This window comes from Calidithermus chliarophilus DSM 9957, assembly GCF_000430045.1.
GTDB lineage: Bacteria > Deinococcota > Deinococci > Deinococcales > Thermaceae > Calidithermus > Calidithermus chliarophilus.
Map to the genome: position 1 here is coordinate 2,811,839 of NZ_KE387023.1, position 19,913 is coordinate 2,831,751.

Sequence of the window (19,913 nt, forward strand, 5' to 3'; positions counted from 1 at the left end):
GTGTCCGGGCTGGTCCTCAACTTCATCCCTGACCTGTCCGCTGCGCTGGCCGAGATGGTACGGGTGACCGCCCCCGACGGCACCGTGGGGGCCTACGTGTGGGATTACGCCGAGGGCAAAAAAAAAAAAAAAAAAAAAAAAAAAACGGCCGTGGCGCTGGACCCGGCTGCCGCGCGCCTGGACGAGGCCGTGCGTTTCCCGCTGTGCGCCCCCGACGCCCTCGCCGCCCTCTTCGCCGGGGCCGGGCTGCTGGAGGTGCAGGGGACCGCCCTCGAGGTGCCCACCCCCTTCGCCAGCTTCGAGGACTACTGGGGGCCTTTCCTGGGCGGGCAGGGGCCCGCCCCCGGCTACGTGGCCTCGCTCGAGGAGGACGCCCGAGCCCGCCTGCGCGACCACCTCCGCGAGCGCCTCCCGACCGCGGACGACGGTTCGATCGCGCTGAAGGCCCGGGCCTGGGCCGTGCGGGGAATCGTCGGCTAGGGCGGCCCGGCTCAGGCCCCGCCGCCCGGCCTGCCCTCCAGCAGCCGGTCGAGCTTGGCCTCCAGCCGCTCGAGGCGCTCCTCGAGGCCCCGCACCCCCTCGCCCTCCTCGGGCCGGGCCTCCCCCACGTCCTGCTGCCGCTGCCCGACGAGCGTCGAGGCGATCACCCCGCCCAGGTAGGCCGGGACCGCCAGGCCCAGCACGTAGAGCAGCCCGGCCAGCAGGCGGCCCTCGAGGGTCTGGGGCTCGAGCGAGGAGCCGATGGTCGTCACCACGCCCACCGCCCACCACAGCGCCGCCCCGTAGCTGCCGAGCTCGCCCGCCGGCTCGAGCCACACCATCGCCGCCGGGGCCAGAAAGATGAGCAGGACCACCACGGTCATGAAGTAGGCGAAGCTGCTCCACTGCAACAGGCTTCGGAACTGCACCGCGCCCCGCCGGGTCAGGTTGGCGACGCGCACCGCCCGCAGGGCCCGCACGGCCCGCACCGCGCGAAAGGCGCGGAACACCCGCAAGAACGGCAGGATCACGGTGAGCAGCCCGAACCAGTTCTTGCGCACGTAGGCCAGCTTGTCGGGGGAGAGCAGCAGGAAGGTGAAGTACTCGAGGGTGAAGGCCCCCCAGATCACCCACTGCGCCGCCTCGACGGCCCGCGCCGCGCCCGGGGAGAGCGGCAGCGCCACCTCGAGCACCACCAGCCCCAGCATCGCCAGCGAGAGCACCGCCATCGGCAGCTCGAAGAGGTCTCGAGCCAGTTCCAGCCGCGCTTCAGGGGTTTTGGGGTCGGTCATGCCCCCAGCGTAGAAGGGCCAGCGGAGCGCCGGCTGAGTTTCAGGCGCCGCTTGCCTCGCCCCCGGTGCCCTGGGCCTTTTGCCAGCGGTAAAGGTAGAGCTGCAGCGTCAGCAGGTAGCCGCTCAGGGCCAGCACCGCGACCTCGAGGGCGCTCACCCCGAACACCGCGCCCAGCACCGCCGCCAGCATCCCGGCGAAGCCAGCCTGGACCAGCGCCCGGCGTAGCACGTCGGCCACGTACTCGTCCCACAGCGAGGGTGTTGCGGGCAGTAGCTGTAGCAGCAGCGCCACCGCGCCCACGAGCGCCCAGGGGTGCCCGTGCCAGGCGAGGTAAACGAAGGCCAGCGCCCCCGCCCCGAGCGTGAGCAGCGTGCGCCGGGAAGGCAGGGGGCTAACCCGGCTCTCCACCTTCACCCCGCCGATCTGAACCGACGAATGGTAGGGGTTGGTCGAGGTGACGAGGCTCAAGAGCGCGAAGGCGACGAGCAGGATCGCCACCATGCCCCAGGCCACGACCTGCGCGGTGACGTAGCCGCCATAGCGCCAGGCGATCAGGCCCGCCAGCAGGAGGAGGGGCCACTCGAGGTTGACCTCGTACTTACGCTTTACCAACATGCTTCGCCTCCTCGGTCGTGCTCTCGTCCTCGAAGATGTCCTCGATGGTCAGGCCGAACAGCCGGGCGATCTTGAACGCCAGCGGCAAGCTCGGGTCGTACTTCCCGGTCTCGATGGCGTTGACGGTCTGGCGCGAAACCTGCAGCCGTTCGGCCAGGTCGGCCTGGCTCCAGCCGTATTCCGCCCGTAAAACCCGCAGGCGGTTCTTCACCGGCGCAGCCTCCACCAGCCGTACCCGTACTCGAGCCCCTGCCGGCGGAGCCCCCGAGTGAACTCGTCCTCCCGCGCGTTGTGACGCAACCACAGCGACATAACCACGAGGAGAGCCGCGACGATCAGGACAAACCACAGCATGGCTTACCCCTCTCCCAGCTTCAGGCTCACGCGCCGGACCTCGAGCCGCCCGTCGAGCCGCCGGGCCATAACCACGAGCATCCCTGCAAGCGCGCTGCGCCAGGCGGGCACGCCCACCGGGGCAAGGAGGCGCTGCCGTAAGGCGTCGGCTTGCAGTTGCTCCACCTTCGCCTTTGCCTCAGCTTCGAACAGGTGCCATTGGTTCATCGCCCACCCCCTGTCAAGGAAGCTTGACAGCAGAGTAAAGGATCAACGACAACCTGTCAAGCTTACTTGTCAGGTTTTTGGCGGATTCCCGAACTCGAGGTGCAAGTGCAAGTAACTTTCGCGGGCAAGTCTACGCTGCGCGGGAGAAGACGATGACTGTAAGGGGGAAATCAGCCAGGCCCTTATAGCCACCTTTTAATTGTTCTTAGGGCGGGTCAGCGCACCTCGAGGCTCCGCCGTGCGAGCACCCGGCCTGACTCGTCCTGGACCGCCAGTTCGTAGCGGCCCGGCTCGAGCATCAAGCGGCGAGTTTCCCTACCGGGCTCGAGCACGACCTGGTCGTAGGGCACCGCGTCGCTGCCCTCGCCCGCCACGAGGGCCTGTACCAGTACGCGTTGGTCGCCGGGGATGACATCGGGCGGCACCTCGACCGGCCGCCGGCCCAGCCAGTCGCGCAGCCAGACGGGCCGCCCGTTCGCGTAGGTTTCGGGCGGGTGGAAGACCTGCACGTCTACCTTGCCCGTGTGTTCCCCCAGTGCCCGGAAGCTTCCGTCGGCCGACCGCAGGACCACGGAGCCGGTGAGCGGGAAAGCGGCCTGCCGGGTCTGGTCGATGGTCAAGGGGTCAATGCCGGTGAGTTCCCTGAGTCGCTGGGCCATCCACACGTTGCCCGCGCGGTCGGGGCGCTCGAGGACGTGGTCGAACCCGGCGTAGACGAACACCTTCGCGCTGGGGTCGCGTTGCAGGACCCGTTGCATGAGGTTGATGGCTTGACGTTGCTCCCGTGCCGCTACCGTCGTGTAGCCCTCTTCCTGCTCATAAGGCACGAGCCGGTAACCTACCCTCATCGCGTTTCGGATCAGGTCGCCGAAGACCGGCTCCTTGGAGTAGTGCCCCATCCCCAGGCTCGGGTAGCCCTTGCGGGCGAGTTCGGCCACGCCGGGCAGGAAGGTTTCCGCAGCGAAGTAGGCGAAGCCTTCCTCCCGCAAGGCCAGGGCCAGGCGCAGGGCGAACGCACGGTGCATGGGGACGTGATGGGCCTCGTTCAGTATCACTACCCGCCGCTCCCTGGCGGCCCGGACGATGGCCCCAACGGCTTCTTCCTGCCGGACATCCTTGGGTATTCCCGTGACCGGACTGGCCGGGAAGGCGCTGCCGAAAGCCTCCCTGGCCCCCTGGGTATCTCCCACGTAGGAGCGGGCCCAGGCGAGCACTTGGGCGAAGAAATCGCGGTCCTGACCCGGTGGTGGCTCCCTGAACGCCGCCTCGGCCTGGGCCAGCGCGCTGAGGTAATGCCCGGAGTCCCAGGCGGTGTTGAGCCTCGTCAAGACTTCGCGAAAAGTATCGGTGGAAGCAGCGGCTAGCCCCAGACAGACGGCGGTCAATGCTGCAAAACGCCTCAACAGTCGCATCCCCACCCCCTCGAGCGCCCTCAACGGAGCCGCCCAAAAGTTGCAGTGCGTCTAAAATACAACGAGCCCACTGGAGAAAACCAGTGGGCTTTGCTTTAGCGCGTCCCGGTGCTTCTCGCAGCCCCCGAAAACGCCTGAGGGTATTCGTGGGAAGCGCTCTCAGTGCGTCAGCACCTTGCGCACCGCCTCGAGCACCCGCTTGGTGTCGGGGCGGTAGAAGTTCTCCACGGCGCTGAAGGGCGGGTAGGGCGCGTCCCAGCCGGCCACGCGGACGACGGGGGCCTCGAGGTAGTCGGTGGCTTCCTCGGCGAGGCGGGCGACGATCTCGGCGCCGAAGCCGCCGGTGCGCATGGCCTCATAGACCACCACGGCTCGGCCCGTCTTGGCCACCGACTCCACCAGGGTCGGGGTGTCGAGCGGGACCAGGGTCTCCACGTCGATGACCTCGAGCTCCACCCCCTCGCGCGCGGCCACCTCGGCGGCCTTCTGGCACACCTCGACCATGCCGCCGTAGGCGATCAGCGTCGCGGCACCCCCCTCGCGCACCACGCGGGCCTTGCCGATGGGCAGGGTGTAGTAGCCCTCGGGCACCTCGGCCTTCACGCCGCGGTAGAGCTTGATGGCCTCGAGGAAGAACACCGGGTCGGGGTCCTCGATGGCCGACAGCAGCAGGCCCTTGGCCCGCTCGGGGCTGCTGGGGATGATCACCTTGACGCCGGGGACGTGGCAGAGGATGGCCTCGGGGCTGTCGGCGTGCTGCTCGGGGGTCTTGACCCCGCCGCCGTAGGGGGCGCGGATCACCAGCGGGATGGTGAAGCGGCCCCGGGTGCGGTGGCGCATGCGGCCTAAGTGCGAGAGGATCTGGTCGAGGGCGGGGTAGAGGAAGCCCGCGAACTGGATCTCGGCCACCGGGCGCAGCCCGGCCATCGCCATGCCGATGGCGAAGCCCACGATCCCGCTCTCGGCGAGCGGGGTGTCGAAGACGCGCTTCTCGCCGTACTTGGGTTGCAGGCCGTCGGAGGCCCGGAAAACCCCGCCCATCTTGCCCACGTCCTCGCCGAAGAGCACCACCCGGGGGTCGCGCTCGAGGGCGAGGTCCAGCGCCTCGTTCACCGCCTGGACCAGGTTGATCACGCGGGTGCCGCGCTCGGCGATCATGCCTCACCTCCGGTGCGCAGGTAGTTCCACGCCGCCTGCTGGTCGGGCTGCATCTCGGCGTAGACCTGCTCGACGATCTCCCAGGGCTTGGGCTCAGGGGCCTGGTCGGCCTCGTCCACCCCGGCCACGAACTCGGCCTCGAGCTCTTCCTCGAGTGCTTTCTCCTTCTCGTCGTCCCACAGCCCCAAGTACACCAGGCAACCCCGCATCCGCGCGACGGGGTCGCGCTTCTTCCAGGCTTCGGCCTCGTCCTCGGTGCGGTAGCGGCCGGGGTCGTCGGAGGAAGTGTGGGGGGCGACGCGGTAGGTCAGGGCCTCGATCAGGGTGGGGCCTTCCCCGGCGCGGGCCCTGGCCGCGGCCTTGCGGGCCACCGTCCACACCGCCACCAGGTCGTTACCGTCCACCGTCACGCCGGGGATGCCGTAGCCCTGGGCCTTGAGCGCCACGCGCTGCACCTTCATCTGCTTGTGGGTGGGCACGCTGATGGCCCAGCCGTTGTTCTGCACCACGATCAACAGCGGCGCGTCGAAGACCGAGGCGAAGTTGAGCCCCTCGTGAAAGTCGCCCTCCGAGGTCCCCCCGTCGCCGATGAACACCGCGGCCACCGCGCTGTTCCCCTTGAGCTTCTCGGCGTAGGCCAGCCCCGCGGCCTGGGGCACCTGGGTGGCGATGGGGATGTAGAACTGGATCATGTTGACCCCTTCGGGGATGCGCCAGCCCGCGGGGTCGGCCCGCCAGTTGAGGATCAGCCTCGACAGCGGCATCCCGAAGGTCAGGGCGGCGGCCGTCTCCCGGTAGCTCGGGCACAGCCAGTCCGACTTCTCCAGGCTGAGGGTCACCCCCACCTGCGCGGCCTCCTGCCCCCGGAAAGGAGGGTAAACCCCCAGCCGCCCCTGCCGCTGCAACACCAGGGCGCGCTCGTCGAAGTGCCGGGCCCGCCGCAGCGCCCGGTAGCCCCGCAACAGCTCCTCCTCGCTCAGAGGTATGTCCCGCAAGGGCTTTCCGTCATCATCGAGATAACGAACTGTGTCCACGAAGCCTAGTTTACCCTAACGCCCGTTAGGTCCACGGGGATCAACTCGATGCAAAGAAAAAACTCACGAGCTAGATTTATCGTGAAATAAGGCACAAGAGAAGTAGTAAGCCATCAGCGGTCAGCCGTCAGCTCGTGGTTTGCCGAGGGTCGAGGGTCTAGGGCCAAGGCGTACGTCTTACGTCTTGCGCTTGGCTATCAGCTACCGGCTATGGGCTATCGGCTATCACTCGCACCCGCAAGAAGCGCTCGAGCCGCTCCAGCGCCTGCGCGATGTCGTCAGCGGTCTTGCAAAAGGCGAAGCGGTAGAGCCCCTGCGGGGGCGGGCTCGAGGCGTAGAAGGCGCTGCCGGGGATGATGGCGACGCGGGCCTCCTGCACCAGCACCTCGGCGCCGATCTCGGGCATGCGCACGGTGAGGAAGTAGGTGCCCTGAGGCTCGAAGACCTCGAGGCCCATGCCCCGCAACCCCTGGGCCAGCAGGTCCTTGCGGCGGCCGTAGCTTTCCCGGAGCTCGGCGTAGAAACCCTCGGCGCGGGCGATGGGCAGGGCCTCGGCCACGGCGGCCTGCAAGGGGGCGGCCGAGCAGAAGCTCGACCACTGGCGCATCCCGGCCACCTCGGGGGCCAGGCCGGGCGGGGTGACGATCCAGCCGATGCGCCAGCCGGTGGCCTCGAGCCGCTTCCCGGCCGAGCCCACCGTGAAGACCCGCTCGGGCGCCAGCGCGCGGAGCGGGGTGGGGGCCTGGCCGAAGTACAGCTCGTCGTACACCTCGTCGCTGATGACCCAGAGGTCGTGGCGGCGGGCCAGGGCCACGATGGCCTCGAGCTCTTCCCGTGAGAAGATCGAGCCGGTGGGGTTGTAGGGGCTGTTGAGCAGCAGGACCTTGGTGCGCGGGGTGATGGCGGCCTCGAGCGCCTCCAGGTCGAGCTCCCAGCCGCTCCTGGGCGACCCCCCGTCGGGACGGGCTTCGCCCGTGTGCCACAGGCGCATGGGCACGAGCACGGGCTTAGCGCCCGCCATCAGGGTCTGGGGCAGGTAGGCGTCGAAGTAGGGCTCGAGCATCACCACCTCGTCGCCCTCGCCGTAGAGCGAGTCGGCGAGCGAGGAGAGCGCTTCGGTGGCGCCGGCGGTCACGATGACCTGCTCGGGCGTCACCCCCAGGTCCTCGGCCAGGGCCTCGCGCAAAGCGGGCAGGCCGGGGGGCGGGGTGTACTGGTCCACGCGGCCCAGCGCCCGGCGGGCGGCCTCGAGCAGGAACTCGGGCGGCGGGTTGGAGGGGAAACCCTGCCCCAGGTTGATCGCGCCGTGCTGGAGCGCCAGGCGGCTCATCCGGGAGAAGATGCTCTCGGTGGTGACCTTGGTGCGGGGGTGAAGCGCGGGCATAGCGTCAAGATACCGCGCCCTTCAGCGGTTGTCGCCCTCCCCGCCAATCTGGCCGCGCTCGAGGCGGCTGAAGAGCTTGTGCAGGTTGGCCTCGGCGATCTCCTGCAGGCTCAGGCCCAGCTCGGTGGCGATCTGGGCCAGGTACCACAGCACGTCGCCCAGCTCCTGCTTGAGCGCCTCGCGGTCGGCCTCGCCGATGTGCCCGCCCTTGTCGCGGAAGAGCTTCTTGACCTTGCCCGCGACCTCGCCCGCCTCGTTGGCCAGCCCCAGGGTGGGGTAGACGATGGGGTGGTCGGTGTGCACCAGGTTCCAGGTCTTGCGCGACTCGCGCTGGTAGTGGTCGAAGTCCTGAAGCTTCATGCTGGCCCCAGCCTACCCACGGGCCTTAGGCTTCGTCAAAAAGCTTCAGGCCTTGCTGCGCGGGGCGGCCTCGAGCAGCGCCAGGAAGCTCTCGAGCTGCAGGCTGGCCCCGCCCACCAGCCCCCCGTCGATGTTGGGCTGGGCGAAGAGCGCGGCGGCGTTGTCGGGCTTGACCGAGCCGCCGTAGAGGATGCGCACCCCGTTGGCGAAGGCCAGGTCGAACTGCTGGGCGAACCAGGCCCGGATCTCGCGGTGCATGGCCTCGGCGTCCTCGGGGGTCGCGGTCTTGCCGGTGCCGATGGCCCAGACCGGCTCGTAAGCGACCACCAGGCGGTCGAAGTCGTCGATGGGCACGCCCTCGAGGCTCCCCTGAAGCTGCCTGAGCGTGTACTCCACCGCGTTCCCGGCCTCCCGCACCTCGAGCGGCTCCCCCACGCACAGGATGGGGGTGATGCCGTGCTCGAGCAGCCGCTTGGCCTTCTCGGCCACCAGCGCGTCCGACTCCTTGTGGTAGCTGCGCCGCTCGGAGTGCCCCACGATGGTGTACTTGCAGTTGAGGTCCGCGAGCATCCGCACCGAGGTCTCGCCCGTGTACGCCCCCTCGAGGTGCGCCGACACGTCCTGCGCCCCGTACCCCACCGCCGTCCCGAGCAGCACCTCCTGCGCCGCCGGGAGAAAGGGGAAGGGCACCATCAGCGCGGCCTCTGCCGGGAGGGAGGCAGGAATCTTGAGCAGCAATTCCTTGAACCAAGCCTTCGCCTCGGTGGGCGTCTTATACATCTTCCAATTGCCAGCGACGAGAGTCTTGCGCATACGGCTCCAATACTAAGGCAAACGGGAAATGTGGCGGGAAGCCGTCGGCCGTCAGCGAAAGACTAGTGGCCCGTGGTTGCCCCTCCCCGCGTACGGGGAGGGTTTATCCCCCCCAGCCCCCCTTGCTAAGGGGGCGACAAGGCGTCTGGCGTTTTGCGTCTTGCGTCTTGCGTACGCCGTACGCCGTACGACCCGCGTTCAGCGTTCGGCCATCAGCTATCGACTATCGACCATCGACCCCCACCAACCCTCACCGCTCCCCCGCCACCCGGTGCAGCGCCTGCACGTAGGCCACGAGTTCGTCCAACTCGGCGTCGGAAATGAGGTCGCGGCCGAAGGCGGGCATAGCACCCAGGCCGACGCGGACCTGCAGGGCGATGAGGAAGCCGGGGAGGGGCTTATCGTTGAGGGAGGGGCCCAGGCCGGCGGCGCCGTTGGGGTGGCACTGGTGGCAATAGCGCATGAACAGCGCCTCGCCGCGGGTGGCCTCGAGCTCGGGGTAGTTGGCGATGCTCACCCGCTGGGGGGCGCAGGCCGCCAGCAGGAGCGCGAGCGCGAGCAGACCCCTCACGGCCCCTCCCGCGTGACGCGCCACAGCACGCCGGTGCCTCGCTGCGGCTGGGGGCGTTCGCCCACGGTCATCACCCCGAAGTCCACCACGTACAGCGCGCTGCCGTCGGGGCTGAAGCGGGCGTCGACGGGGCGCTCGAGGCCCCCCGAGCCCTGCTTGGAGGCCGGGGCGAAGCTGTCGCCCTTGTTGGCGGCGAAGTCGTAGACGGCCCCCGTGGCCGGGTCCACCCGCACCACCCGGAAGCCCACCGGGGCCAGCACCTTGCCCACCCCGGGCGACATGTCCCCGAACTCGGCGACGAAGGCCTGCCCGGCGAAGCCGAAGGCCGCGCTGCGCGAGAAGTCGAAGCCGTTGGCCGAGGCGTGGACGCCCAGCAGGGCGACGGGCTTGGGCGGGGTGCCGGGGTGTTCGGCCAGCACGTGGCCGGGCGGGGACTCGCCCGGCGAGGTGAAGTGGTCGGCCTCGAGCAGCGAGCGCCCGGCGTGGAAGTCGGGCCAGCCGTACCAGGCCCCCGGCTCCACCCGCCACAGCACGTCGCCGGTGCCGAAGACCGGGCGGCTGCCGCGCTCGTCGTAGCTGTTGTCGCTGACGTAGAGCGTGCCGTCGGGGCTGAAGGCCAGCCCGAAGGGGTTGCGGAAGCCCCAGGCCACGAGCTCGAGCGCCCCGCCCTCCGGGCGCACCCGCAGCACCGCGCCGTTGCAGGGCAGCCGTCCTGGGACCACCTGGCCCGGCCGGCTGGGCGTGCCGAAGGGCAGGAAGGCCCCGGTCACGGCCTTGTCGCCCGGGTCGGGGGTGAGGGGGTTGGGGCTTTCGAAGTTGCGCCCGGCCAGCTTCACGTCCTTGCAGGGGGTGTCGTGGAAGTCGGGGCGGCGCTGGAGCCAGCCGAAGTCGTAGTTGTCCGGGCCCACCACCCCGGAGTTGGTGGCGGTGCCCTGGCCGAAGTAGAGGTAGCCGTCCGGCCCCATCACCGCGCGGTTGGTGTGGTGGTCGCCCACGCTGGGCAGGCCCGTGACGAGGGGGGTGAGCTGCCCGTCCCGCAGCCGCAGGATGCGCCCGCCCTCGAACTCGCCGCCTTCGGCGATGTAGAAGGCCCCCTCGTGGTAGCTCAGCCCGTTCCAGGGCGGGTTGTCGCCGCGCACCACCTCGCGCGGCTCGCCCCCGGGGCGCACCTCGAGCAGCCGCGGCACCGTGCGCACCTCGCCGTAGGAGTAGCCGGCCTCGAGCACGTACACCCGCCCCTCGCCGTCGAAGGCCACGGCCACCGGGAAGGTGAGCCCCTGCGCCACCGCCTCGAGGCGGTAGCCCGGGGGGAGCTGCACGTCGGCCGGGTTCACCCGGCGCGGGGGGTCGAAGGCGGTCTGGCCCCCGCCCGACGAGGGCGCGATGAAGTAGCACGACTTGAGCGCGAACACCAGCCCCGCCACCAGCCCCAGCAGGGCCAGGCGGCCCAACCATAGCCCCCACCGCCGCATGACCGCACTCTCGTGCGGGGGCTTGAGCTTTTCCTTTACCCGGGCTGAGTCCTGCCTGAGGCATAATACCGGATTCAAAAAGATAATCATCCAAATCCAAAGATCCCAGAGGTTATCTTTTTGAATCCCAGAGCACACCCCTCCCTGACGGTCGGCGAAGAAAGCGTATCCCTTCGGTCGGGTCAGTCCGTCGCCGGACGGCGACGGACTGACCGAATCTGGTATAAGACCGCGGGGGTGGACCTGGTGTCCACCCCCGGGGCCGTTTCCTGTTTCAGGACAGGGCTTCGATGCCCGGCAGGGTGCCGAGCTCGAGCAGCTCCAAGCTGGCCCCGCCGCCGGTGGAGACGTGGCTGAACTCCTCGGCCACGCCCAGCTTGTTGGCCGCCGCCACCGAGTCGCCCCCGCCGATCACCGTGAAGGCCCCCTGCAGCCCGGCGATGGCCTCGCCCACGGCCAGGGTGCCCTTGGCGAAGTCGTCCACCTCGAAGACGCCCATCGGGCCGTTCCACAGCACGGTCTTGGCCCCCTGCAGCGCCGCCGCGAAGGTCTTGGCGCTCTCCGGGCCGATGTCCAGGCCCATCCAGCCCTCCTCGATGTCGTGGGCGGGCATGACGCGGGTCTCGGCCCCGGCCTCGATCTTCTGCGCGGCCACCACGTCGCTGGGCAGCAGCAGCCGCACGCCGAGTTCGGCGGCCTTCTTCAGCAACTCCTGGGCGAGCTCCAGCTTGTCGTCCTCCACCAAGCTCTTGCCCACCTTGCCGCCCTGGGCCTTGATGAAGGTGAAGGCCATCGCCCCGCCGATCACCATCCCGCTCACGCGGGGCAGCAGGTTCTCGATCACCCCGATCTTGTCGGAGACTTTGGCCCCGCCCAGCACCACCCAGTAGGGCTTTTCGGGGTTGTCGATGACGCGCTTGATGCTCGAGACCTCCCGCTCCATCAGCAGCCCGGCGTAGCTCGGCAGGTACTTCGCGACCCCCGTCACCGAGGCGTGGGCGCGGTGGGCGCTGCCGAAGGCGTCGAGCACGAAGGCCTCGCCCAGGCGAGCGTACTTCTGGGCCAGCCCCTCGTCGTTCTTCTCCTCGCCCGCCTCGAAGCGCACGTTGTCCAGCAGGGCCACCGAGCCCTCAGGCAAGGCCCTGACCCGCTCGAGCGTGGCCTCCGAGGCCGGGGTCAGCTCGGCGCTGCCGCCGATGAAGGTCACGGGGCGGCCCAGGTGCTTCTCGAGCACCGGCGCCACCGGGGCCAAGCTGCTGGCCTCCTCGAAGCCGCCCTTGGGCCGGCCCAGGTGGCTGAAGAGCACCAGCGTGGCGCCCTGCTCGAGCAGGTGCTTGAGCGTCGGGATGGCCGCCGAGACGCGGGTCTCGTCCTTGACCTTGCCCTCCTTCACGGGCACGTTGAAGTCTACCCGCACCAATACCCGCTTACCGGATGCGTCGAAGTCCTTGAGGGTACGCATGGTTCACCTCATGGAATATGTCGATAGTCGATAGCTGATAGCCGATAGTCGATAGCCGATAGCCAATGGCTGATGGCCGATGGCCACTCGCGTTTGGCGTCTTGCGTCTCGCGTCGCTACAGCTTGCTGCCGATGTACTGCGTCAGGTCGGCCACGCGGCAGGAGTAGCCCCACTCGTTGTCGTACCAGCTCACCACCTTGGCGAGGTTGCCCACCACTAAGGTGTCGAGGGCGCTGAAGATGGAGGAGTGGGGGTCGCCCTTGAGGTCGGAGGACACCAAAGGCTCCTCGGTGTAGGCCAGGATGCCCTTCATGGGCCCCTCGGCGTACTCCTTCATCGCGGCGTTGATCTCCTCCTTGCTCGCCTCGCGCGCGAGCACGGCGGTGAAGTCCACCACGCTCACGGTGCTGGTGGGCACGCGGAAGGCCATGCCGCCGAACTTGCCCTTGAGCTCGGGGATCACCAGGCCCACGGCCTTGGCCGCGCCGGTCTCGCTGGGCACGATGTTGAGCGCGGCGGCGCGGGCGTCGCGGGGGTCGTCCTTGGCGGCGTCTACCAGGCTCTGGCTGGCGGTGTAGGCGTGGACGGTGGTCAGGAGGCCCTTCTCGATGCCGAAGCGGTCGTTGAGCACCTTGGCGACGGGGGCGAGGCCGTTGGTGGTGCAGCTCGCGTTGGAGATGACGTGGTGCTTGGCGGGGTCGTACTCCTGCTCGTTGACGCCCATCACCACGGTGAGCATGTCGCCCTTGCCCGGCGCGCTGATGATGACCTTCTTGGCCCCGGCCTTGAGGTGGGCCTCGGCGGCCTCGAGCTTGGTGAAGCGCCCCGTGGACTCGATGACGATGTCCACGCCGATGTCGCCCCAGGGCAGGGCGGCGGGGTCTTTCTCCTCGTAGACCCGGATGGTCTTGCCGTTGACGACGATGTTGTTCTCGTCGTAGCTGACGCTGCCGGGGAATTTACCGTAGTTGGAGTCGTACTTCAGCAGGTGGGCGAGGATGGAGTTGTCGGTGAGGTCGTTGAGGGCGACCACTTCCACGCCGCGCTCCTCGAGGATGCGGAACACCTGGCGACCGATACGACCGAATCCGTTGATTCCTACGCGCATAGTTCCTCCCTGTGTGGGGTTCTGCCTCACAGCAGCCGTCACACTATACCCCACTTTTTCAACCCGGCTGCTCCTGAACCGTGTCCAAGCAGCGCACCTGCCATAGATTACCCCGCCCGAGAAGAGCCTCGAGCGGAGTAATGTCCCAATTCGGTTTTAGCGTCGATAGCCAATAGCTAAAGGCGGAAAGCCCGTGGCTTGTGGCTCGCGGTCTGCGGGAAAAAACCTTTGACCACGGACCGTCTTCTGGCGTTCGGCTCGTTACCGCGTGCGGCCCGCCAGCAGGTCGTCCACCTGTTTCTGGGCCTTGTCCAGCGCGGCCTTGGGCGTGGCCTGGCCCAGCACCGCCTCCTTGATGGCCTGGCCCAGGATGTCGAAGCGGATCTGCTCCCACTCGGCGATGGCCGGCTCGAAGCGGGCGTAGCGGCTCTGGGTGAGGATGGTGCCGAACCAGGGGTTCTCCTTGACGTAGCGGGTCACGGTGGCGTCGGCGCCCGAGCCCAGGTGCACCGGCACGTAGCCGGTGGCCACGCCAAACACCGCCTGGGCCTTCGGGCTGATCACGAACTTGAGGAACTCGGTCGCCAGCGCGCGCTCCTTGGCGTCGGCCTGCTTGAAGACGATGAGGTTGGTGCCCTGCACCAGCGCGTAGCCGGGCTGCTTGCCGGTCTTGCCGGGCAGGGGCGCGGTGCCCAGGTCGAACTTGGCCGCGCTCTTGTAGAAGCTGTAGCCCGCCGAGGTGTCGGTGGAGAAGCCGAAGGTGCCCGAGCCGAAGTTGGCGTTGATGAAACCCTGGGTGATGGGCTTGGCCCAGCCGTCCTTGACGCCCTTCACCAAGAACTCCAGCGTCTCGACCCCCACCTTGGAGTTGAGCACCAGCTTGCCGTTTTGCAGGTAGTTGCCGCCGCGGGTGAAGAACCAGTAGGCGTACGTGGAAGCGTCGGGCACGAAGAAGTAGACCGGGGTCTTCTCGCCCTCCGACAGGCGCTTGGCCGTCGCCACGAACTCATCGATGGAGGTGGGCACCTTGGCGCCGTACTTCTTCAAGAGGTCGTTGTTGTAGTACATGATCTGGACGCTCTTGTTGAAGGGAACGCCGTAGACCTGGCCCTTGATCTTCGTGGCGTTGACGAAGAGCGGGTTGAGGCCCTTGAGGTCGAGGCCCAGGCTCGAGATCGGCAGCACCGCGTCGCCCTCGAGGTACAGCGCGATGTTGTTCTCGAAGGCCTGCGCCATGGCCGGCACCTTGTTCGCCGCGAAGGCGGCCTTGAGCTTGGTGGAGAGGTCGCGGTAGCTCCCCTGCGGCACCGGCCGCACGCAGGCGCTGCCGCCCTTGCCCCGGTTGAACTCCACGATCAGGTTCTCGAGCGCCGCCTTGGGCGCGCCCCCGGTGAAGCCGTGCCACAGCTCGGCCACCACCTCGGCCTTGGCGCACTGCTCCTTGATCACGTCCTCGGCTTTGGGCTGAGCCACGGCTAAGCCAACGATCCCCAACGACAGCCACAGCGCGAAACTCCGTTTCATGCTTCCTCCTCGATTACAGCCCTACATTCGGTAGTGCTTGTCAGGATTATGTCATGGCGAAGGCCGGAAGCCGAATGCCCGGCGCCGGTTGCACCGGGTAGGAGGCAGGGGTGTTGGCGGCTATTAGCCCCCCGCCCTTAGTCACCGGCCTAACCGGGGGTCCCTTGGCTTTCATAACCGCTTCGTTTGCCGCGCCAGAACCACCGCCCGATGAGTTCGGCCAGGGCCCAGGCCGAGAGCGCGGCGGCGAGGACCAGTCCCCACAGGGGCAGCGGGAGCATGACGGTCCCGAAAGCCTGAACGGTTGCGGGCCAGACTCCCACCAGCACCTGGACCCCGATCCCCAGCAGCACCACCAGGTGGAGCGCCGGGTTTGGGGGCGGGGAGACCTCGGTGCGCCTCGAGGGGTAGCCGAAGAAGAGCTGCCCGATCGCCATGAAGTGGAACGCCACGCTGCGGGCGGTCTCGAGCGAGTTCCCCATCCGCGGCACCAGCCCGAGCAAGCCCAGGCCCAGCAGCGCCTTGACCCCGCCCGAGATCAGCACGAAGCGCAGCGAAGCCAGGTCCAGCAGGGGAGAGTCGGGCGGTTTGGGGGGGCGCTGCATCACCGCGGGGTTCTTGTCCAGCGCCAGCGTGAGCGCGGGCAGGCCGTCGGTCATGAGGTTGATCCACAGGATCTGCACCGCCGTGAGCGGGAGCAGGAGCGAGCCGTCGGCCTCGCGCAGCCCCAGGAAGAAGGCGATGAAGGCGCCCAGCGCGACCAGCAGCACCTCCGAGAGGTTGGTGGAGAACAAGAAGCGCAGGAACTTCTGGATGTTCTCGTAGATGCTGCGCCCTTCCTCGATCGCCGCCACGATGGTGGCGAAGTTGTCGTCCAGCAACACCAGGTCGGCCACCTCGCGGGTCACGTCCGAGCCGCGCTGGCCCATCGCCACCCCGACGTTCGAGCGCTTGAGGGCCGGGGCGTCGTTGACGCCGTCGCCGGTCATCGCCACGATCTCCCCCTGGGCTTGCAGGGCCTGCACCAGGCGCAGCTTGTGCTCGGGGCGCACCCGGGCGAACACGTTGACCTCCCGCAGGGCTTGCTGCAGGGCTTCGGCGGTGTAGTCCTCCAGGTCCTCCCCGGTCAGCACGCCTTCGCTATGGATCCCGACCTGCCGGGCGATGGCGAGGGCCGTGGCCGGGTGGTCGCCCGTGACCATCAGCACCCGGATCCCGGCCTCCCGGGCCTTGGCGATCGCCGCGGGGACTTCGGGCCGGGGGGGGTCCCAGAAGGTCACCAGGCCCAGGAAGTCCAGGCCCTCCTCGCTTTCCCCCCGCCCGGCGGCCACGCCCAGCACCCGGTGGCCCTCGCCGGCGTAGGCGAGCGCCTTCTCGCCCCAGGACTGCCGCTCCTGGGGGCTTAGGCGGCTCCGGCGCAGCAAGACCTCCGGGGCCCCCTTGAGGTGGCTGGTGAGCTCTCCGCCTTCCTCCACCGTGACCCGCATGTATTTCCACGCGCTGTCGAAGGGGCGGCTCGAGCGGCGCGGGAGCCCCCGGAGGGCCGCTGCGTCCACTCCCTGGGCCCGGACGAAGCGCATGATCCCCAGTTCCAGCGGGTCCCCGGCCCCGGCGGCCTCGTCGGCGTCGTTGGCGACGGCCAGGGCTTGGAGGGCTCGAGCGGGGTCGGGCGAGTCGAGGTGGCGCACCTCCATCCGGTTCTCGGTCAGGGTCCCGGTCTTGTCGGTGGCGATCACCGTGACCGAGCCCAGCGCCTCGACGGCGGCCAGGCGCCGCACCACGGCCTTGCGCCGGGCCATGCGCTCGACGCCCAGGGCCAGGGTGAGGGTGAGCACCGCCGGGAGCCCCTCCGGGACCGCGGCCACCGCCAGCGCCACCGCGAACACCACGACCTCGTCGAACTGCTCCAGCCCCTCCGCCAGCAGGCCGGCCGCCGCGATCAGGGCCGCCAGGGCCAGCACCCAGCGGGCGACCTGGTGGCCGAAGCGCTCGAGCCGCTGCTCGAGGGGGGTCTTGCCGGCCTCGATCTCGCCCAGCATCAGGGCCAGCTTGCCCATGGTGCTGTGCGAGCCCGTGCGCCCGACCTCCAGCAGGGCCGTCCCCCGCACCAGCAGGGTGCCGCTGAAGGCTTCCTGCCCCGCCGCCTTGTCCTGCGGCAGCGACTCCCCGGTGAGCACCGACTCGTCGAGCATCACTCCCTGGGCTTCGTGCAGCACCCCGTCGGCGGGGATTCGGTCCCCGGCCTCCAGGCGCACCCAGTCCCCCGGCACGATCTCCCGGCTCGGCAGGTGCAGCCACTCCCCCTCGCGCAGCACCCAGCTCTGCGGGGCGGCCAGCTCCTTCAAGCGGGCCAGCGCCCCCTCCGAGCGGTACTCCTGGTAGACCCCCAGGCCCGCGTTGAGCAGGAGGATCAGCCCGATGGTCAGCGCCTCGACGGGCACGCCGCGGGTGCCCTCGTAGAGCCACAGCCCCAGGTCGAACAGCAGAGCGAAAAGCAGGATGTAGATGAGGGGGCTGCGGAACTGGCGGAAAAACCGGGCCCAGATGGGCTCGAGCGGCTTCTCCGGGAGGGCGTTGGGGCCATACTCGCCCAACCGCGCCTTAGCCTCTTGGTGGGACAGCCCCCCGTGCTTCATGCGCCTCCTCGAGCCGCGGCCCTGCGTCCGGCGGTGTTCGCCGGGATTATCTCACGTTCGGGGAGGGAGGATGATCCCGGGTCTCGCCCTCAGGCGGGGGCGCTCCGGCCGGCGCGCTCAGACGCGCGCACTTCATCCGGCTCGAGCCTGGAGGGGCCCTCGGCGAGGACGGGCAGGCGGCAGCCGGTCGATGACCTGAGCGGCTCTGCCCTTCACTTGATCCCGCTCCTCGCCACGCCCTGGATGAACTGCTTCTGCGCCAGGAAGTACCCCAGCACGATCGGCAGGATCGAGAGCGTCGAGGCCGCCATCAGCCCGCCGTAGTCGCTTCCCGCCTCCCCGATGAAGGACTGCAGCCCGAGCTGGATGGTGCGCATCTCCGGCGAGTTCGTCACGATCAGCGGCCACAAGAGCGCGTTGTAGGCGCCCAGGAAGGTGAAGATGCCGTAGGTGATCATGCCCGGCACCGACAGCGGCAGGGCGATGCGCCAGAGCTGGGCCCAGTAGGTCGCCCCGTCGATGCGGGCGGCGTCGAAGAGGTCTTGCGGCAGCGAGAGGTAGAACTGGCGCAGCAGGAAGATGCCGAACACCGAGGCCAGCCAGGGCACGATCAGGGCGTAGTAGGTGTCGAGCCACTCGAGCCGCGCCAGCAGGATGTAGTTGGGGATCAGCAGCACCTCGCCGGGGATCATCAGGGTGGCGATGATCAGGCTGAACACGAACTCCTTGCCGGGGAAGGGGATGCGGGCGAGCGCGAAGGCCGCCATCGCCGCGATGACCAGGCCGCCGAGCACCTGCGCCAGCGCGGTGAAGAAGCTGTTGAAGAAGTAGCGGCCGAAGGGCGCGGTGTACCAGGCCTCGCGGAAGTTGTGGAACACGTAGCCCAGCACGCCGGGGGCCAGGTTGCTCCAGCCCAGCTCCCAGTCCTCGCCGCGGCTGCTGACGCTGTCGGGCTGCAGCTCGGGGCGGAATTCCCGGTAGCTCTTGGCGATGTGCATCCGCACCGGCAGCAGCCGGAAGGACTCCTGCCCGCCGTTGGTGAGCGTGACCTCCCACCAGCCGTCCTTGAAGGCCGTCTCGACGCGGGTGTTGTCGGCCCGGGGGTCGGAGAAGGCCGCCGGGGGCGTGGGGATGGTGACCACCGGCTCGGGGCCCTTCTCGCCCGTATAGACCCGCAGCACCACGCTGCGCCCGGCCCGGTAGCCGCCCCACCACCTCGAGCCCCCCTGCGCCCCCAGCCGGGCCGCCGCGGCCCAGTTGGCCGGCTTGAGCCGCTCGGGCACCCACACCGGCACGGCCTGCTGGGCCTCCTGCGGGCTCTTGAGGCTGGTGGAGAGCATCCAGTAAAAGGGGAAGGCCATGACCACCGAACCCGCGATGAGCACGGCGTAGACGGCGATCTGACCCAGCAGGGCCCGCCAGCGCAGGGGCTTAGGCCTCATAAGTCACCCTCCGCTCGAGCACCCGCCGCTGCACCAGCGTCAGCACCAGAATCACCACGAACACCACCACCGCCAGCGCCGAGGCGTAGGAGAAGTTGGAGTCGCGGAAGCCCTTGTTGTAGAGGTAGAGCGCGATGGTCAGGGTGTCCTGCAGCACCCCGCCGGTGGGCGTGAGGATGAGCACCTGCGTAAACACCTGGAACGCCCCGATGAGCGAGAGGGTGAAGAGGAAGAAGGTGGTGGGGGAGAGCAGCGGCCAGGTGATGAAGCGCACCTTCTGCCACCAGCTCGCCCCGTCGAGCTCGGCGGCCTCGTAGTACTCCTTGGGGATGTTCTGCAGGCCCGCCAGCAGCACCACCACCTGGTAGCCCAGGAAGTGCCAGATACTCATCACCATCACCGCCACGAAGGCCACGCTGGGCCCGGCCCAGAACCCGCTGAGCTTGACCCCCAGCGGCGCCAGCAGCCGCGCGAAGATCCCCTCCGGCGTGCTCAGCCACTGGAAGCCGGGCGTGCCCAACAGCCAGTTCAGGAAGCCGAACTCGGGGTTGTAGATCCAGTCCCACACCGCCGCCGCCGCGGTGAGCGCGGTGATGTAGGGCAGGAAGTACAGCGTGCGGAAGAGCCCTTGCAGCTTCACCTTCTCGTTGAGCAGGATGGCGGTGAGGGTTGCGAGGCCGATCCCAACGGGCACCGTGAAGGCCACGAACCAGAAGGTGTTGCTCATGGCCTTCCAGAACAGCGGGTCGCGGGTCAGGAGGATCTCGTAGTTCAGCAGCCCCACGAAGCGGCTGTTCCCGATGAAGTTGAAGCGGTCGAGGAAGGACAGCCACAGCGCGTAGACCGCCGGGAGCACCTGCCACACCAGCAGCAGTCCCACCGCCGGCCACACCAGCAGCCAGCCCCAGAAGCTCGCCTGCTCCCGCTCGGAGAGCTGCCCCTGCGCCCCTGCGAAGGCCAGGAGCGCACCCAGCGGGCTCAACAGCACGAGCCAGGGCTCGAGGTAGCCCAGCCCCGCCCCCGCCAGCACCAGCAGCCCGCCGGCCAGGGTGAGGGGCGTGCGCCGCGGCAGCCGCGCCACCGCCAGC

General features: G+C 68.9%; 20 protein-coding genes. 1 reads left to right on the forward strand and 19 read right to left on the reverse strand.

Features of this window, described 5'->3' with window-relative positions; all coding sequences use genetic code 11:
- Positions 1-480: class I SAM-dependent methyltransferase (locus tag MEICH_RS25045; RefSeq protein ID WP_036218563.1), on the forward strand; the 480-nt coding region annotated here is incomplete at its 5' end.
- Between the two features lie 11 nt (positions 481-491).
- Here MEICH_RS25045 and MEICH_RS0113555 read toward each other — a convergent pair.
- The 19 genes from MEICH_RS0113555 to MEICH_RS25060 form a co-directional block, all read right to left on the reverse strand.
- Positions 492-1,271 (reverse strand): potassium channel family protein, encoded by a 780-nt coding sequence (locus MEICH_RS0113555; RefSeq protein WP_027893087.1) that lies wholly within the window; start codon positions 1,269-1,271, stop codon positions 492-494.
- 40 nt (positions 1,272-1,311) lie between these two features.
- Positions 1,312-1,887 carry a hypothetical protein gene (locus MEICH_RS0113560; protein ID WP_027893088.1) on the reverse strand — a complete coding sequence of 192 codons (576 nt, stop codon included), beginning with the start codon at positions 1,885-1,887 and terminating at the stop codon, positions 1,312-1,314.
- Positions 1,871-2,098 (reverse strand): helix-turn-helix transcriptional regulator, encoded by a 228-nt coding sequence (locus MEICH_RS25050; protein ID WP_036218564.1) that lies wholly within the window; start codon positions 2,096-2,098, stop codon positions 1,871-1,873. Before MEICH_RS25050 ends, MEICH_RS0113560 begins: the two co-directional genes overlap by 17 nt.
- Positions 2,095-2,241, reverse strand: coding sequence for a hypothetical protein (locus tag MEICH_RS28780; protein ID WP_157202780.1), 147 nt, complete (start codon positions 2,239-2,241; stop codon positions 2,095-2,097). Before MEICH_RS28780 ends, MEICH_RS25050 begins: the two co-directional genes overlap by 4 nt.
- Positions 2,242-2,244: 3 nt before the next feature.
- Positions 2,245-2,448 carry a hypothetical protein gene (locus MEICH_RS0113575; protein ID WP_027893089.1) on the reverse strand — a complete coding sequence of 68 codons (204 nt, stop codon included), beginning with the start codon at positions 2,446-2,448 and terminating at the stop codon, positions 2,245-2,247.
- Between the two features lie 215 nt (positions 2,449-2,663).
- On the reverse strand, positions 2,664-3,776 hold the full coding sequence (locus tag MEICH_RS27235) for a hypothetical protein (protein WP_157202781.1): 1,113 nt from the start codon (positions 3,774-3,776) through the stop codon (positions 2,664-2,666).
- Between the two features lie 243 nt (positions 3,777-4,019).
- The gene (locus tag MEICH_RS0113585) at positions 4,020-5,018 is read right to left on the reverse strand and encodes an alpha-ketoacid dehydrogenase subunit beta (RefSeq protein ID WP_027893090.1); all 999 of its coding nucleotides are present in this window, start codon (positions 5,016-5,018) and stop codon (positions 4,020-4,022) included.
- Positions 5,015-6,052 carry a pyruvate dehydrogenase (acetyl-transferring) E1 component subunit alpha gene (gene pdhA / locus MEICH_RS0113590; protein WP_027893091.1) on the reverse strand — a complete coding sequence of 346 codons (1,038 nt, stop codon included), beginning with the start codon at positions 6,050-6,052 and terminating at the stop codon, positions 5,015-5,017. The genes MEICH_RS0113585 and pdhA overlap by 4 nt, the downstream gene beginning before the upstream one ends.
- Positions 6,053-6,260: 208 nt before the next feature.
- Positions 6,261-7,436: a pyridoxal phosphate-dependent aminotransferase gene (locus MEICH_RS0113595; RefSeq protein ID WP_027893092.1), complete on the reverse strand. Its 1,176-nt coding sequence runs from the start codon at positions 7,434-7,436 to the stop codon at positions 6,261-6,263.
- A gap of 21 nt (positions 7,437-7,457) precedes the next feature.
- Entirely contained in the window at positions 7,458-7,796 is a 339-nt protein-coding gene (locus MEICH_RS0113600; RefSeq protein ID WP_027893093.1) for a nucleoside triphosphate pyrophosphohydrolase family protein, read from the reverse strand.
- Between the two features lie 45 nt (positions 7,797-7,841).
- Positions 7,842-8,609, reverse strand: a complete 768-nt coding sequence (tpiA, locus tag MEICH_RS0113605) for a triose-phosphate isomerase (RefSeq protein ID WP_027893094.1) — start codon at positions 8,607-8,609, stop codon at positions 7,842-7,844.
- 250 nt (positions 8,610-8,859) lie between these two features.
- Entirely contained in the window at positions 8,860-9,180 is a 321-nt protein-coding gene (locus MEICH_RS28785; RefSeq protein ID WP_027893095.1) for a c-type cytochrome, read from the reverse strand.
- A complete protein-coding gene (locus tag MEICH_RS0113615) occupies positions 9,177-10,652 on the reverse strand; it encodes a PQQ-dependent sugar dehydrogenase (RefSeq protein WP_051304154.1) in 1,476 nt (491 codons plus the stop codon). The genes MEICH_RS28785 and MEICH_RS0113615 overlap by 4 nt, the downstream gene beginning before the upstream one ends.
- Positions 10,653-10,926: 274 nt before the next feature.
- A complete protein-coding gene (locus tag MEICH_RS0113620; protein ID WP_027893097.1) occupies positions 10,927-12,114 on the reverse strand; it encodes a phosphoglycerate kinase in 1,188 nt (395 codons plus the stop codon).
- Between the two features lie 116 nt (positions 12,115-12,230).
- Entirely contained in the window at positions 12,231-13,223 is a 993-nt protein-coding gene (gap, locus tag MEICH_RS0113625; RefSeq protein WP_027893098.1) for a type I glyceraldehyde-3-phosphate dehydrogenase, read from the reverse strand.
- A 261-nt stretch (positions 13,224-13,484) separates the two neighbouring features.
- The gene (locus MEICH_RS0113630) at positions 13,485-14,747 is read right to left on the reverse strand and encodes an ABC transporter substrate-binding protein (RefSeq protein ID WP_027893099.1); all 1,263 of its coding nucleotides are present in this window, start codon (positions 14,745-14,747) and stop codon (positions 13,485-13,487) included.
- 149 nt (positions 14,748-14,896) lie between these two features.
- Entirely contained in the window at positions 14,897-17,383 is a 2,487-nt protein-coding gene (locus tag MEICH_RS0113635; protein WP_027893100.1) for a cation-translocating P-type ATPase, read from the reverse strand.
- Positions 17,384-17,595: 212 nt separating this feature from the next.
- Entirely contained in the window at positions 17,596-18,825 is a 1,230-nt protein-coding gene (locus MEICH_RS0113640) for a carbohydrate ABC transporter permease (protein ID WP_157202782.1), read from the reverse strand.
- Positions 18,815-19,913, reverse strand: a 1,099-nt coding sequence (locus MEICH_RS25060) for a carbohydrate ABC transporter permease (protein WP_157202832.1), incomplete at its 5' end; no start/stop codon positions are given. The genes MEICH_RS25060 and MEICH_RS0113640, both read right to left, overlap by 11 nt.